Consider the following 13,453-nt stretch of genomic DNA (forward strand, 5'->3'; position numbering starts at 1 on the left):
CCGGGGCTCAGGAGCGCGCGGCGGCGTCGTTGCCCGTGATGGCCGGGGGCGTGGGCGCGGAACCCGTCTCCGAGAGGGCGGGCGTGGGCGAGGTGAGGTCCACCTCGTGGCCGATCTGCGCGTCCAGGGCGCCGGGGTGGCTGCCCATGAACGCGTTGATCTCCTCGGTGGTGGCGGTGAACTTGGGGTCGTGGTCCAGGTAGAGCCTGGTCTCCCGGACCACCAGCCCGGAGAGCATCACCAGCCCGATCAGGTTGGGGATGGCCATGAGGCCGTTCATGATGTCCGAGAACGTCCACACGAGCGCCAGGGGGGCCAGCGCCCCGAGACCGGCGGCGACCGAGAAGACCACGCGGTACACGATGGCCGCCCGCGCCCCCGCCAGGCGCTCCACGTTGCGCTCGCCGTAGTACGCCCAGCCCAGCACGGTGGAGTAGCCCAGCAGCACCAGGCAGATGGTCACGATGGTGCCGCCCCACTCACCCGGCAGCCCGGTGGCGAAGGCCCGGGAGGTCATGGTGGCGGTGTCGCCCTGGGTCCACATGCCGGTGGTGAGGATCACGAAGCCCGTGATGGAGATGACCACCAGGGTGTCCACGAACGTCTGGGTCATGGACACGAGCCCCTGGCGCACGGGGTGGCTGGTCTGGGCGATGGACGCCGCGATTGAGGCGGTGCCCATGCCGGACTCGTTGGAGAACAGCGAGCGCGCCGCGCCCATGCGCATGGCCACGAGCACCGTGGAGCCCACGAAGCCGCCCGTGGCGCCCATGGGGGTGAACGCACCTGTGAAGATCAGCCGCAGGGCCTCGGGGATGCCCTCGTAGTTCACGCCGATGATGTAGAGACCGGAGCCGATGTAGAGCACGATCATCAGCGGCACCATGTAGGTGGTCACCTTGGCGATGGACTGGATGCCGCCCACCAGGGCCAGCCCGGTGCCCATCGCGAGCACCACGGCGGTCAGCACGGGCGGCACGCTGAAGGAGTGCTCCAGGTTGGACGCGATCGCGTTGCCCTGGGTCATGTTGCCGATCCCAAACGTGGCCACCACGCAGCCCACCGCGAAGACCACGGACAGGGCCCGGCCGAACTTGTTGGGGATCCCGCGGGCCAGGTACACCTGCGGTCCGCCCGTGAGCTGCCCGGCGGTGTCCCGGGTGCGGAAGCGCACGCCCAGGAAGCACTCCGCGTACTTGGATGCCATGCCGAACAGCGCCGTGATCCACATCCAGAACAGCGCGCCCGGCCCGCCGATGGAGATCGCGGCGGCCACGCCCACGATGTTGCCGGTGCCCACGGTCGCGGCCAGCGCGGTGGACATGGCCGCGAAGGAGGAGATGTCCCCCTTCTCGCCCTTGGCGCGCGAGCGGCGCCCGAAGCCCAGGCTCATGGCCTTGGTGAACAGGCGGAACTGGATCCCGCGCAGGCGGAACGTGAGGAAGACGCCCGTGCCGAAGAGCAGGGGCAGGAGCAGCCACGGCCCCCAGATCAGGTCGCGAACGGTGTCCAAGCTGCTTTGCAGGGATTCCATGGGGGACGGAGCTTTCCATGAGGGATGGTGCGGATTGCTGACCAACCTAGCAGTACCCCTTGGGGTGCAGTGCCCCGCCTTTTGTGCCCGGGGCGGAAAAGGCGACGACGCCGCAGGGTGGCCTGCGGCGTCGTCGTGACCGGATGCGTGTGAGGCGCTACTTCTGCACCATGAGGGCCGCGCCGATCGTGGCGAGGAAGGCGTCCTTGGAGAGCTGGATGCCCTGCTCGGACGGGCGGATGCCGTCCTCCTGGGTCATCTCCGGGTTGCGGAAGTACATGGTGAGCAGCCCGGCGCTGAACGCGAGCAGGCCCGCGCCGGCCAGTCGCCTGGACACGAACGGCGTGACCAGGGCGGCTCCCACGGCCAGCTCGGTGCCCGCGATGAACGTGGCGAAGGTCCGGGAGTCCCACTCGGCGAACTGGGGGACGCCGGTGGCAGCGAACTGCTTGAGGCCCTCGGCCGCCTGGGCGTCCATGCCGAGCTTGCCGTAGCCGGACTGCAGCAGGTAGGCGCCGGGAATGCCGCGGAGGATGGCGTTGGAGATGCGCATGGGAAGAGCCTTTCGTTGTGGTGGGACGGGGCCGCGCGGGGGTCGGAGCACCCCGCCGGGGATCGCTGCTCATGCTAACAGCGGGTTCCCGCACCATTCCGGCGGCGCCGGGCACGCCCACAGCGAACGTCCCGGACCCGGGGCTGCGGCGCTTGTCTAGGGTGGTGCCACGCCGCGCGCGCCGCGCGCTCACGAAAGGAGACCCCATGGACATCACCACCATGAAGAAGATCCTCCTGGTCCTGACCAGCCAGGACACCCTCGGGGACACGGGTGAGGCCACGGGCTACAACGTGGCCGAGGCCGCGCACCCCTGGAAGGTGTTCCGGGACGCCGGCTACTTCGTGGACTTCGCGTCCATCGCGGGCGGGCAGCCCCCGCAGGACGCCGTGCAGCAGGACGATCCCGTGCAGGTGGAGTTCACGCAGGACGAGACCGCCAAGGCCTCCCTCTACAACACCCCCAAGGTCTCGGTGGTGGACCCGGCCCAGTACGACGCCGTGTACCTGGTGGGCGGGCACGGCACCATGTGGGACTTCACGGGCAACCGGGACCTCCAGAAGCTCGTGGCCGCCGTCTACGACGCCGGCGGTGTGGTGGGCGCGGTGTGCCACGGCCCGTCCGGGCTGGTGGACGTGGAGCTGGCCAACGGCGTGAACCTGCTCTCCGGGCGGAAGGTGGCGGCCTTCACCACCGCCGAGGAGGAGGAAGTGGGCAAGAAGGACACGGTGCCCTACCTGCTGCAGGAGCGGCTCGAGGAGCAGGGGGCCACGGTCAAGGTCGCGGAGAACTGGGAGGAGAACGTCCAGGTGGACGAGCGCCTCGTCACCGGGCAGAACCCGCAGTCCGCGGCCGGCGTGGCCAAGGAGATGACCAAGCTGCTCACCGAGGTGGTCCGCGAGCAGAAGGCGCAGGAGGAGCAGTCGGCCCAGGAGCTGCGCGCGGAACACGACGCGGAGAAGGCCGCAGACGAGGAGGAGCAATCGTGACGTCCTTGGCGCTCGTCACCGGCGCATCATCCGGAATCGGGTTCGAGATGGCGTCGCAGCTCGTGGCCCACGGGTACGACATCCTGGGCGTGGGCTCGAGCGAGCGGATCGAGTCCCTGCCGCAGAAGTTGCAGGAGGCTGCGGGCGATTCCGCTCCGACGGTCAATGTCATCCCCGTGCGCGCGGACCTCAGCACCGCGGAGGGAGTGGCGCTGCTCTGGGCCCGCTACGAAGAACTTGCCATGCCCCTGGACGTGGCGGTCCTCAACGCAGGCAAGAGCCTGGGTGGTTCGTTCGTGGACACGGACCTCGAGGACGAGCTGCACATGTTGGATCTCAACGTCGCGGGCCAGGTGCGGCTCGCCAAGCGCGTGGTGCGCACTATGGCGCGGCAGCGTTCGGGCAGGATCCTGATCACCGCGTCCCTCTCCGCGCTGACTCCCACTCCCTACGAATCCATCTACGGGCCCACGCGCGCCTTCGCATACGCCTTCGCGCAGGGGCTGCATGAGGAGATGAAGGAGTGCGGGGTGTCCGTGACAGCCCTGCTTCCCGGCGCCACGGCCACACAGTTCCACCACACCGCGGGGATGGACAACACGGTCTTCGGCTCGAACGACTGGAAGAACGACCCGGCCGAGGTCGCCCGCCAGGGTGTGGAGGCCATGTTCGCGGGCAAGGACCACGTCATCGGCGGGGACCGGGCCACACGCCGCGCTGCCCTGCTCAACACGGTCCTGCCCGAGCGGGTCAAGGCGCGTCGCTTCGCGAGGGACAGCAGACCGCAGGCGTGACGCCGTGGAACGGCCGGCTTCGTTCTCCCGCGTGGCTGGTCTCGTCGTGCATGAGGATCCCGGTGGGAACGCCGCAGTCCACGAACCGCGGGTGTTCCCACCGTCTCATGTGCGCAACACCTGGCCGTGGCGTGTCCCGCCGGTAAGACTGGAGGGGTTCACACCGACATCGACACCCAGGAGTCCCCATGTCAGAGTTCACATCCCGAGTAGCACTGGTCACCGGAGCGGCTTCGGGGATCGGCGCGGCGATCGCGAAGGATCTGGCGCGCCGCGGCGCCAAGGTGGTGGTCACGGACATCGATGCCACGGGCGTCGACGACGTGGTGCAGGCCATCATGGCCGCCGGTGGTGATGCCGCGGGCATTCGCCAGGACGTCGCCAGCAGGGACGACGCGCAGGCCGCCGTGGACTTCGCGGTCCAGACATACGGCGGGCTGCACTACGCCGTGAACAATGCTGGTGTGGGCGGGCAGGCCGAGGCGCTGGGGGAGACCGACATCGCCGCCTGGGAGCGCACGGTGGCCATCGACCTCAACGGGGTGGCCTACGGGATGCACGCCCAGCTGCCGGTGATCGAGCAGCACGGGGGTGGGGCCGTCGTGAACGTGGGCTCCATCCACTCCACCGTGGCCACCATGATGGGCAACTCCGCCTACACCACCGCCAAGCACGGCCTGGTGGGTCTCACCAGGCAGACCGGTGTGGACTACGCCCAGCGGGGGATCCGCGTGAACGCCGTGGGCCCCGCGTACATCGACACCCCGCTGCTGGAGAACCTGCCGCCGCAGGTACTTGCGGAGCTGATTGCCAAGCACCCCATGGGGCGGCTGGGCACCCCCGAGGAGGTCGCGCAGCTGACCGCGTTCCTGCTCTCGGACGCCGCATCCTTCATCACCGGGTCCTACTACCTGGTGGACGGCGGGTACACCGCCGTCTGATTCCTGGCGCCCGGGCGGGGTGCCTGCACCCCCACCGGGCTGCGCGGGCACCCCGCCGGTGCGGCGCGCAACCTGCCCGCGCGAGCCGACGGCGTCGGGCTGGGACGAACTCCTCTGAGCCACCCGGTTCGTGGCGCCACACATACTGCGTGTAGACTTGCCCAGTTCCCCCGCACCGAGTGCGGGGTCGAAGCGCGCCGGTCCGAGGCGCGCAGGCCGCGTCCCATGAGGCGCGAGCGCGCGGAATCGTTTCGCGTGGACCAATTCTGAAAGACGTTCCTTGTCTCATTCTTTCGAAGACCTCGGTGTGCCCGAGGCGCTTTCCGCCGATCTCGCCCGCGTGGGCATCACGGAAGCTTTCCCCATCCAAGAGAAGACCCTCCCCGACTCGCTGGCCGGTCGGGACGTGCTCGGCCGCGGCCGCACGGGCTCCGGCAAGACGGTGGCGTTCGCGCTGCCGCTCGTGGCGCGGCTCGCCGGCATGGCCCCGGGTGCGTCCCGCGCGTCCCGCCGCGCGCACCGCCCCACCGGCCTGGTGCTGGCTCCCACGCGCGAGCTCGCCACGCAGATTGACCGCACCGTGGCCCCGCTGGCCAAGGCCGCCGGGCTGAACACCACCGTGATCTTCGGCGGTGTGTCCCAGAAGCGCCAGGAGAAGGCGCTCGCGGACGGCGTGGACATCGTGGTGGCCTGCCCCGGTCGTCTCGAGGACCTCATCAAGCAGGGCCTGCTCACACTTGACGACGTCCGCGTCACCGTGCTGGACGAGGCCGACCACATGGCGGACATGGGCTTCCTGCCCGTGGTCACCCGGATCCTCGCCAAGACCCCCAAGGGCTCGCAGCGGCTGCTGTTCTCCGCCACGCTGGACAACGGAGTGGACGTGCTGGTCAAGAAGTTCCTCCAGGACCCCGTCCTGCACTCGGCGGACAACGCCCAGGCCGCGGTGACCACCATGGACCACCAGGTCCTGGTCACCCACGCGGACGACAAGCAGGCCCTGATCGAGGCGCTCGCCTCCGGCACCGGGCGGCGCATGATGTTCACGCGCACCAAGTACCGCGCGAAGAAGATGGCCAAGAAGCTCAGCCAGGCCGGCATCCCCGCCGTGGATCTGCAGGGCAACCTCTCCCAGGGCGCGCGTGACCGCAACCTGGGCGCGTTCTCCGACGGCGACGTCCGGGTCCTCGTTGCCACGGACGTCGCCGCGCGCGGCGTGCACGTGGACGACGTCGAGCTGGTCGTGCACATCGACCCGCCCGCCGAGCACAAGTCCTACCTCCACCGCTCCGGGCGCACCGCCCGCGCTGGTGCTTCCGGTGCCGTGATCACCATCGCGACCACCGAGGAGCGCTCGGACGTGGACAAGCTCATGAAGAAGGCCGGCGTCAAACCCCGCGTGGACGAGGTGCGTCCGGACTCGGAGGTCGTGAAGGAGCTCGTGGGTGAGCGTGCCGAGCGCGTGGCACCCACCGCGGCCCCCGCGGTCACCCAGCCCGGCGGCGGCCGCGGATCCGGCGGGCGCTCGGGTGGTCGTTCCTCGGGTGGCCGCTCCGGTGGCCAGCGCCAGGGCGGGTCCCGTCAGAGCGGTGGACGTTCCGGCTCGGCCGGGCGCTCCGGCAAGGGTGGCGGCCAGCAGGGCCAGGGCTCCGGCCGTCCCTCTGGCGGCCGCTCCGGTACGAACCGCTCCGACGCCGGGCGCGGTGGCAACGGCGGCCGGTCCGCCACCACCCGCCGCTCGGGTGGCGACGCCGCCGGGCCCGGTGCCGCGCGCAGCTCCTCCCCGCGAGGCGCGCGCGGCGGCGCCGCGGACCGGGTGCCGGATCGCGCCATGGCGGCGGCGCAGCGTCGTCGTGAGAGCAACCGCTCGGGGCAGTCGGCGCGCTGACCCCTGAGGCGACCGGGTCGACCCCCGGACGCACGACACGAAGGACCCCCGGCCCGAGAGCATCGAGCCGGGGGTCTTTCGTGCGCGGGTGGGCAAGTGCAGGCGCAGGCGGGCGCGGTGCGGCCCGTCAGGCCGGCGGGGTGAGGGAGCGCAGGAAGTCCAGGGTGACGTCCTCGTGCGCGGTCACGAACACGCGGTGTGGCCCCTCCGGGACGGGCTTGTCCCCGGGGACCACCACCACGGTCATGCCCGCGGCCACGGCGCTGCGCACGCCGGGCTCGGAGTCCTCCACGGCCACGCAGTCGCGGGGCGCCACGCCGAGCAGCTCGGCACCGCGCAGGTACGGCTCGGGATCGGGCTTGGCGTGGGTGACGTCGTCGTGGGAGACGATGCGTGTGAGGACCTCCGGGGCGCCGGCCGCGGTGTGCCGCGCCACCGAGGTCAGGGCATTGGTCACGATGGCTGCGGGGATGCCGGCGTCCGCCAGCTCCCGCAGCAGGGAGCGGATGCCCGGGAGGAACGGGATCTCCTCGTCCATGCTCCCGATCACGTGCTCGGCCAGCTGCCGGGTGATGTCCTCCACCGAGTCCGGGGCGCCCCGGTCCACGAACGTGCGCGCGGCGTCCTGGACGGTGCCGCCCAGGGTGGCGTGGTCGTCCGCGACGCTCCAGCTCTGGCCGTAGCGTTCGGCGACCTTCCGTTTGGCCACCGCCCACTGGGGCTCGGTGTTCACCAGGGTGCCGTCGTGGTCGAAGAGCACGGCGAGGGGATAGCTCATGTCCGCCTTTCGGGAGCAGCCGCGAGGGGTGCGCGGTGGGTAAGCGCCGGTGGTCGTCGGAGCGGTGCACCGGGATGGGGACAGTGTAGTGGTGGACCGCCGGCGGCCGCGCGGCTGCTCAGTCGCGGGGGTCGAGGGAGCGCAGCAGGTCGAGGGTCACGGCGGAGTGCTCCGGGACGTGCACGACCCCCGGCCCCTCCGGGACCTGCTGAACCCCGGGAACCACCACGGTGACGATGCCCGCGGCCACTCCCGCGGCGGCGCCGGACGGGGAGTCCTCGACCACCACGCAGGCGCGGGGGTCCACGCCCAGGCGCCTGGCCGCTTCCAGGTACGCGTCCGGGTCCGGTTTGGGGGTGACGCCCTGCGCCACCTCCTCGTCCCCGATGATCACCCGGAACAGGTTGTCCGGGGCCAGCCCGGCGGTGTAGCGCGCCACCTCCGAGGTGGCGTTCGTGACGATGGCCGCCGGGATGCCGGCCCGGTCCAGGTCCGCCAGCAGCGGCCGGATGCCGGGGATGAACGTGGGAGGGTTCTTCGCGAGGACGTCCTCCAGCACCTCGTAGAACTCGCGGAAGACCTCCTCCGGCGAGCCGGGGACGCCCAGCTCGGACAGCCGCTGCACCGTGGCGGCCAGGGGCTCGCCCAGGGTGTCCCAGGTGTCCCGGTCGGTCCACTCGCCGCCGTGGGCGGCCACGATCCGCTGCTTGCCGGTCTCCCACAGGGGCTCGGTGTCCACGAGGGTGCCGTCGTGGTCGAACAGGACGGCTCGGGGGAAGTCTGCGGCGCTCATGACTCCACGGTACGTGCCCGCCCCGACACGTCCCAGCGCCCTACCATGGGCACATGAGTTCCCAGGACCGTGAGCCCGCAGCCCTCTCGAGACCGGGATCGGCGCTGTCCCGCAGCTTCCCCGCGGTCATGGTGGTGGTGGCGCTGCTGCTGGCCCTGTGGGTCGGCTTCGGCCGTGCCCTGGCGGGTGTGCTGGGCGGTCTCACACCGGTGTACGCCGTGGCGATCGCCCTGCCCGTCCTGGTGCTCCACGTGATTGCGGCGGCGCTGTTCCGCCGGGACGCCCTGAACTACCCGTCCCACGCCGTGAGTCGGCGGGCCGTGCTCACCGCGGTGGGCGCCTGGCTCGTGACGCTGGGGTTCGGCTTCTTCCTCCCGGACGCCACCGCCCAGGGCATGCAGTCCGTGTTCACGCGTGTGGCGGGAGCGGGGTACCTGGAGCTCGGCTACGGGTTCGTGAACATCTTGGGCGTGCTGTCCGTGGCCATGGCGGTGGCCCTGGTGCTGCTGGCGGTCACGGAGCTGCGGGTCACCGCGCGGCGGCTGCGCGGCGAGCCGCTCACTGAGGACAAGCGCCTGGACCGGCTGGAGGCCCAGCGGGAGGACGACGCCGCACGTCCGGGCACCGCGGCGTCGACCGGGGGCCGCTCGTGACGGTTCCCCTGCGCACCTCGCGCCTGCAGCTGCGGGCCTACGACGCCGCCGCGGACGCTCCGTTCGCGCGCGATCTCTACTCCCGAGCGGAGGTGCAGCGGTGGCTTGGAGACGGCACCCAGCGCGTGCGGACCCTCGCGGCGGCGGGGCAGAAGATCGAGCGCTGGAACGAGCTGCACGGCAGCCACCCCGTGCACGGGGTGTGGCTCGTGAGCACCCGCGCGGGCGAGCCGCTGGGAACCCTGCTGCTCAAGCCCATTCCGGACTCGGGCGCGGCCACCGCCCACGACATCGAGATCGGGTGGCACTTCCACCCGCCCGCCTGGGGACACGGCTACGCGACCGAAGCCGCGCACGCGGTGCTGGCCCACGCCTTCGCGGCGGGCCTGACCCGCGTGGTGGCCGTGACGCACCCCGCCAACGAGGCGTCCCAGGTGGTGTGCCTGCGGCTGGGCATGACCCCGCGGGGCCTCAGCCGCGCCTACTACGACGCCGAGTGCGCCCTCTTCGAGCGCACGGCGCCCGCCGCCGCCCCGAGCGGGACGTGCGGCGAGGCACCGCTGACGGGAGCGGCCTCGTCGGCCGCGGCCACGGGGCAGAAGGGGACGAACGACCATGGGTGAGAACCCGGACCTGGTGGTCGGCTCGGACGGCCTGGCCCGCCCGGTGTGGGCCGCGAGCGATCCGCTGCTGCGCGAGTACTACGACACCGAGTGGGGCATGCCCGTGCGGGACGAGACAGGGCTGCTCGAGCGGATCGTGCTCGAGGGGTTCCAGGCAGGACTCTCGTGGCGCACGGTGCTGGCCAAACGAACGGCGCTGCGCGAGGTGTTCCACGGTTTCGATCCGGACGCGGTGGCCGCCATGACGGACGCGGACGTCCAGCGGCTCATGGCCGACGCCCGCATCATCCGCAACGAGCGCAAGATCCGCGCCGCCCTGACCAATGCCCGCGCGACCGTGGCGCTGCGGGAGTACGAGGGACTGGTGGAGCTGGTGTGGTCCTTCCGACCCTCCGAGACCCCCGAGCCGGTGCGGTTCGCGGAGGTGCCCACGGCCTCGCCCGAGAGCGCGGCGCTGTCCGCGGAACTCAAGCGCCGCGGCTTCGCCTTCGTGGGGCCCACCACCATGTACGCCCTCATGGAGGCGATCGGCATGGTGGACACGCACCTGGTGGGCAGCCATCGCCGCGGCAGCTCGGGTCTCTGGGCGTGCGGGCGGGCCGACGGTGCAGTAACGGGTGGCGGCGCCGCTCGGTCGGGGCCGATGGCGCGTGGTAGGGCTCAGCCCTCGCGGCGGCGCAGGTAACTCTGGCCGTGAGCGTCCTTGACCAGCTCGTACTCCGACTGCAGGTTGTCGTACCACTGCTGCGTCTGCTCGTTCATCCGCTCCTTGCCCCTGAGATCCACGGGGCTGCGGTCGGCGGGCCCGACGAACTTCATCACGAAGTCGTCGAAGCGCCGGAAGAGACTGCGGCGCGGTGGATCGGCGTCGTGGCTGCGGGGCATGGCTGGTCCTTCCCACGGGGCGGGCGGGGCGGTCTCGCCTCAACAACTAATGCATTAAGCATAGCCGGTGCAACGAAGCGGTTCCCGAAGTCCCCAAGGCTCCGGCCTTCCCAATGCGACTTGAGCGGGGTAGACTCAAGGCAACTGATAAAACGTCGATCAAGTACGAGGAGATGCCATGGACACCAAGTTCACCACCAAGTCCCAAGAAGCCCTGAGTGCCGCGGCCACGAATGCCGCCACGGCGGGCAACCCCACCATCGAACCGGCCCACATCTTGAAGGCCCTCATGGACCAGCGGGAAGGCGTGGCCGTGGCGGTCCTGAAGGCCACCGGCGCGAACGCGGACGCCGTGTCCATCAAGGCCAGCAACCTCATCCAGGAGATGCCCAGCGCGTCCGGCAACTCCACCGCGCAGCCGCAGCTGGGCCGTGCCGCCCTGCAGGCGCTGCAGGCTGCGGAGAACTACGCCCGCGAGTTGAAGGACGAGTACGTCTCCACGGAGCACATCCTCTACGGTCTGGCCGCGGGCCACGACAAGACCGCGGAGGCGCTCAAGGGTGCCGGGGTCACGGACGAGGCCCTCGGCGAGGCCATTCCGCAGGTGCGGGGCGACCGCCGGGTGACCAGCCCGGATCCGGAGGGCACGTTCCAGTCGTTGGAGAAGTACGGCACGGACCTCACCGCGATCGCCCGGGACGGCAAGCTGGATCCGGTCATCGGCCGTGATTCGGAGATCCGCCGCGTGGTCCAGGTGCTCTCCCGGCGCACCAAGAACAACCCCGTGCTGATCGGTGAGCCCGGCGTGGGTAAGACCGCCGTGGTGGAGGGCCTCGCCCAGCGCATGGTGGCCGGGGACGTCCCCGAGTCCCTGCGCGGCAAGACCCTGATCTCCCTGGACCTCGGGTCCATGGTGGCCGGCGCCAAGTACCGTGGAGAGTTCGAGGAGCGGCTCAAGGCCGTCCTGGACGAGATCAAGAAGTCCGAGGGCCAGATCGTCACGTTCATCGACGAGATCCACACCGTGGTCGGTGCGGGTGCGTCCGAGGGGTCCATGGATGCCGGCAACATGCTCAAGCCCATGCTGGCCCGCGGTGAGCTGCGCCTGATCGGTGCCACCACGCTGGACGAGTACCGCGAGAACATCGAGAAGGACGCCGCCCTGGAGCGCCGCTTCCAGCAGGTCTACGTGGGGGAGCCCTCGGTGGAGGACACCGTGGCCATCCTGCGGGGGCTCAAGGAGCGCTACGAAGCGCACCACAAGGTGCAGATCGCGGACTCCGCCCTGGTGGCCGCCGCGCAGCTGTCCGCCCGCTACATCCCCAGCCGTCAGCTTCCGGACAAGGCCATCGACCTCATCGACGAGGCCGCGTCCCGGCTGCGCATGGAGATCGACTCCGCGCCGGAGGAGATCGACGAGCTACGCCGTGCCGTGGACCGGCTGACCATGGAGGAGCTGGCCCTGGAGGGCGAGACAGACCCCGCCTCCGTGGAACGCCTGGCCGCTCTGCGCCAGGACAAGGCGGACAAGGAAGCCGAGTTGGACGCGCTCAACGCGCGCTGGGAGGCGGAGAAGGCCGGGCTGAACCAGGTGGGTGAGCTCAAGGCCCGCATCGACGACCTGCGCTCACAGGCCGAGCGTGCCCAGCGCAACGGCGACCTGGGTGAGGCCTCCCGGTTGCTCTACGGCGAGATCCCGAACGCCCAGAAGCAGCTCGATGCCGCCCAGGCCCAGGAAGAAGCCGGTGGCGCGGCGGAGGACACCATGGTCTCCGAGGAAGTCACCGCGGACGACATCGCGGAGGTGATCTCGGCCTGGACCGGGATCCCCGCGGGCAAGATGCTGCAGGGCGAGTCCGAGAAGCTGCTGCACATGGAGGAGGTCCTCGGCAAGCGCCTGATCGGCCAGCGCAAGGCCGTGACCGCCGTGGCCGACGCCGTGCGCCGCTCCCGCGCGGGCATCTCGGACCCGGACCGGCCCATCGGCTCGTTCCTGTTCCTGGGCCCCACGGGCGTGGGCAAGACCGAGCTGGCCAAGTCCCTGGCGGACTTCCAGTTCGACGACGAGCGCGCCCTGATCCGCATCGACATGTCCGAGTACTCGGAGAAGCACTCCGTCTCGCGCCTGGTCGGTGCCCCTCCGGGGTACGTGGGCTACGACGAGGGCGGGCAGCTCACCGAGGCCGTGCGGCGTCGTCCGTACTCCGTGGTGCTGCTGGACGAGGTGGAGAAGGCTCACCCCGAGGTCTTCGACATCCTGCTGCAGGTGCTCGACGACGGCCGGCTCACCGACGGGCAAGGCCGGACCGTGGACTTCCGCAACGTGATCCTGATCCTCACGTCCAACATGGGCAGCCAGTTCCTGGTGGACCCCACCCTGGACGAGAAGGCCAAGAACGACGCCGTGATGGGCGTGGTGAACGCGTCCTTCAAGCCGGAGTTCCTGAACCGGCTGGACGACATCATCATGTTTGAGCCGCTGAGCACCGAGGACCTCGCGAAGATTGTGGACATCCAGGTGGCCCAGCTGGCCACGCGTCTCGCGCAGCGCCGCCTGACCCTGGTGGTCACGCCTGCGGCGAGCGAGTGGCTGGGCATCACCGGCTACGACCCCGCCTACGGCGCACGCCCGCTGCGCCGGCTCGTGCAGCGCGAGATCGGGGACCGGCTGGCCAAGGGTCTGCTGTCCGGGGCCATTCTGGACGGGGATACTGTGGTGGTGGACGTCAACCCGGACGTCGCCGAGGACGGCCTCACGGTCACCGCCGAACGGGGCGAGTCCGACGCCTCTGGGGCCATGGGCGACGACGACGTCGTGGACGCCGAGATCGTGGACGAGTGACCTCCGCGTGAGACGAGGGCGTGGGGAACCCGTGTCCTCGTGCACCGGAGACAGAAGCGCCGGGCCGGATTCCTGGGAGTCCGGCCCGGCGCTTCGTCGCGCGTTCCGGTTCCCTGCCGGGCAGGTCGCCGACGGGGCACCGAGCGGGGACCGTGTGCGGCGGTGCAGCGGGCGCGCGAG

The 13,453-nt window shown here is 70.8% G+C and carries 13 protein-coding genes; 8 read left to right on the plus strand and 5 right to left on the minus strand.

Annotated features, from left to right (window positions below; translation table 11 throughout):
* Nucleotides 1-7 precede the first annotated feature (7 nt).
* Nucleotides 8-1,534, minus strand: coding sequence for an alanine/glycine:cation symporter family protein (locus KRH_RS01965; protein WP_012397481.1), 1,527 nt, complete (start codon nucleotides 1,532-1,534; stop codon nucleotides 8-10).
* Nucleotides 1,535-1,691: 157 nt separating this feature from the next.
* Nucleotides 1,692-2,087, minus strand: coding sequence for a hypothetical protein (locus KRH_RS01970; protein WP_012397482.1), 396 nt, complete (start codon nucleotides 2,085-2,087; stop codon nucleotides 1,692-1,694).
* Between the two features lie 206 nt (nucleotides 2,088-2,293).
* On the opposite strand from KRH_RS01970, the gene KRH_RS01975 reads away from it, so the two are divergent.
* The 4 genes from KRH_RS01975 to KRH_RS01990 all read left to right on the plus strand — a co-directional run bounded on the left by KRH_RS01975 (nucleotide 2,294) and on the right by KRH_RS01990 (nucleotide 6,699).
* The gene (locus tag KRH_RS01975) at nucleotides 2,294-3,076 is read left to right on the plus strand and encodes a type 1 glutamine amidotransferase domain-containing protein (RefSeq protein ID WP_012397483.1); all 783 of its coding nucleotides are present in this window, start codon (nucleotides 2,294-2,296) and stop codon (nucleotides 3,074-3,076) included.
* Complete coding sequence (locus KRH_RS01980; protein WP_012397484.1) at nucleotides 3,073-3,870, plus strand: SDR family NAD(P)-dependent oxidoreductase; 798 nt, start codon at nucleotides 3,073-3,075, stop codon at nucleotides 3,868-3,870. Before KRH_RS01975 ends, KRH_RS01980 begins: the two co-directional genes overlap by 4 nt.
* A 188-nt stretch (nucleotides 3,871-4,058) precedes the next feature.
* Nucleotides 4,059-4,811 (plus strand): SDR family NAD(P)-dependent oxidoreductase, encoded by a 753-nt coding sequence (locus KRH_RS01985; protein WP_012397486.1) that lies wholly within the window; start codon nucleotides 4,059-4,061, stop codon nucleotides 4,809-4,811.
* A gap of 280 nt (nucleotides 4,812-5,091) precedes the next feature.
* Nucleotides 5,092-6,699, plus strand: coding sequence for a DEAD/DEAH box helicase (locus KRH_RS01990; protein WP_012397487.1), 1,608 nt, complete (start codon nucleotides 5,092-5,094; stop codon nucleotides 6,697-6,699).
* A gap of 127 nt (nucleotides 6,700-6,826) precedes the next feature.
* Here the strand turns inward: KRH_RS01990 and KRH_RS01995 are convergent, their stop codons facing one another.
* Together KRH_RS01995 and KRH_RS02000 are read right to left on the minus strand one after the other, a co-directional pair.
* Complete coding sequence (locus tag KRH_RS01995; RefSeq protein WP_012397488.1) at nucleotides 6,827-7,477, minus strand: HAD family hydrolase; 651 nt, start codon at nucleotides 7,475-7,477, stop codon at nucleotides 6,827-6,829.
* 118 nt (nucleotides 7,478-7,595) lie between these two features.
* Entirely contained in the window at nucleotides 7,596-8,270 is a 675-nt protein-coding gene (locus tag KRH_RS02000; protein WP_012397489.1) for an HAD family hydrolase, read from the minus strand.
* A gap of 53 nt (nucleotides 8,271-8,323) precedes the next feature.
* Here KRH_RS02000 and KRH_RS02005 point away from each other — a divergent pair, with 53 nt between their 5' ends.
* Genes KRH_RS02005 through KRH_RS02015 form a run of 3 tightly spaced genes read left to right on the plus strand, consistent with a single transcriptional unit; the run spans nucleotide 8,324 to nucleotide 10,231 of the window.
* Nucleotides 8,324-8,923: a hypothetical protein gene (locus tag KRH_RS02005; protein ID WP_012397490.1), complete on the plus strand. Its 600-nt coding sequence runs from the start codon at nucleotides 8,324-8,326 to the stop codon at nucleotides 8,921-8,923.
* Nucleotides 8,920-9,546: a GNAT family N-acetyltransferase gene (locus KRH_RS02010; RefSeq protein ID WP_012397491.1), complete on the plus strand. Its 627-nt coding sequence runs from the start codon at nucleotides 8,920-8,922 to the stop codon at nucleotides 9,544-9,546. The genes KRH_RS02005 and KRH_RS02010 overlap by 4 nt, the downstream gene beginning before the upstream one ends.
* A complete protein-coding gene (locus KRH_RS02015; protein ID WP_012397492.1) occupies nucleotides 9,539-10,231 on the plus strand; it encodes a DNA-3-methyladenine glycosylase I in 693 nt (230 codons plus the stop codon). Before KRH_RS02010 ends, KRH_RS02015 begins: the two co-directional genes overlap by 8 nt.
* Here the strand turns inward: KRH_RS02015 and KRH_RS02020 are convergent.
* Nucleotides 10,207-10,431, minus strand: a complete 225-nt coding sequence (locus KRH_RS02020; protein ID WP_012397493.1) for a hypothetical protein — start codon at nucleotides 10,429-10,431, stop codon at nucleotides 10,207-10,209. The two genes, KRH_RS02015 and KRH_RS02020, sit on opposite strands and share 25 nt — an antisense overlap.
* Nucleotides 10,432-10,609: 178 nt before the next feature.
* Here KRH_RS02020 and clpB point away from each other — a divergent pair, with 178 nt between their 5' ends.
* Nucleotides 10,610-13,273, plus strand: coding sequence for an ATP-dependent chaperone ClpB (gene clpB / locus KRH_RS02025; protein WP_012397494.1), 2,664 nt, complete (start codon nucleotides 10,610-10,612; stop codon nucleotides 13,271-13,273).
* Nucleotides 13,274-13,453: the final 180 nt, after the last annotated feature.

Origin of the sequence: Kocuria rhizophila DC2201, from assembly GCF_000010285.1 — a bacterium.
Lineage (GTDB): Bacteria > Actinomycetota > Actinomycetes > Actinomycetales > Micrococcaceae > Kocuria > Kocuria rhizophila_A.

Coding starts and splice junctions, on each gene's coding strand:
- KRH_RS01965 (WP_012397481.1), bottom strand. CDS start 1,534: ATGGAATCCCTGCAAAGCAGCTTGGACACCGTTCGCGACCTGATCTGG.
- KRH_RS01970 (WP_012397482.1), bottom strand. CDS start 2,087: ATGCGCATCTCCAACGCCATCCTCCGCGGCATTCCCGGCGCCTACCTG.
- KRH_RS01975 (WP_012397483.1), top strand. CDS start 2,294: ATGGACATCACCACCATGAAGAAGATCCTCCTGGTCCTGACCAGCCAG.
- KRH_RS01985 (WP_012397486.1), top strand. CDS start 4,059: ATGTCAGAGTTCACATCCCGAGTAGCACTGGTCACCGGAGCGGCTTCG.
- KRH_RS01995 (WP_012397488.1), bottom strand. CDS start 7,477: ATGAGCTATCCCCTCGCCGTGCTCTTCGACCACGACGGCACCCTGGTG.
- KRH_RS02000 (WP_012397489.1), bottom strand. CDS start 8,270: ATGAGCGCCGCAGACTTCCCCCGAGCCGTCCTGTTCGACCACGACGGC.
- KRH_RS02005 (WP_012397490.1), top strand. CDS start 8,324: ATGAGTTCCCAGGACCGTGAGCCCGCAGCCCTCTCGAGACCGGGATCG.
- KRH_RS02015 (WP_012397492.1), top strand. CDS start 9,539: ATGGGTGAGAACCCGGACCTGGTGGTCGGCTCGGACGGCCTGGCCCGC.
- KRH_RS02020 (WP_012397493.1), bottom strand. CDS start 10,431: ATGCCCCGCAGCCACGACGCCGATCCACCGCGCCGCAGTCTCTTCCGG.
- clpB (WP_012397494.1), top strand. CDS start 10,610: ATGGACACCAAGTTCACCACCAAGTCCCAAGAAGCCCTGAGTGCCGCG.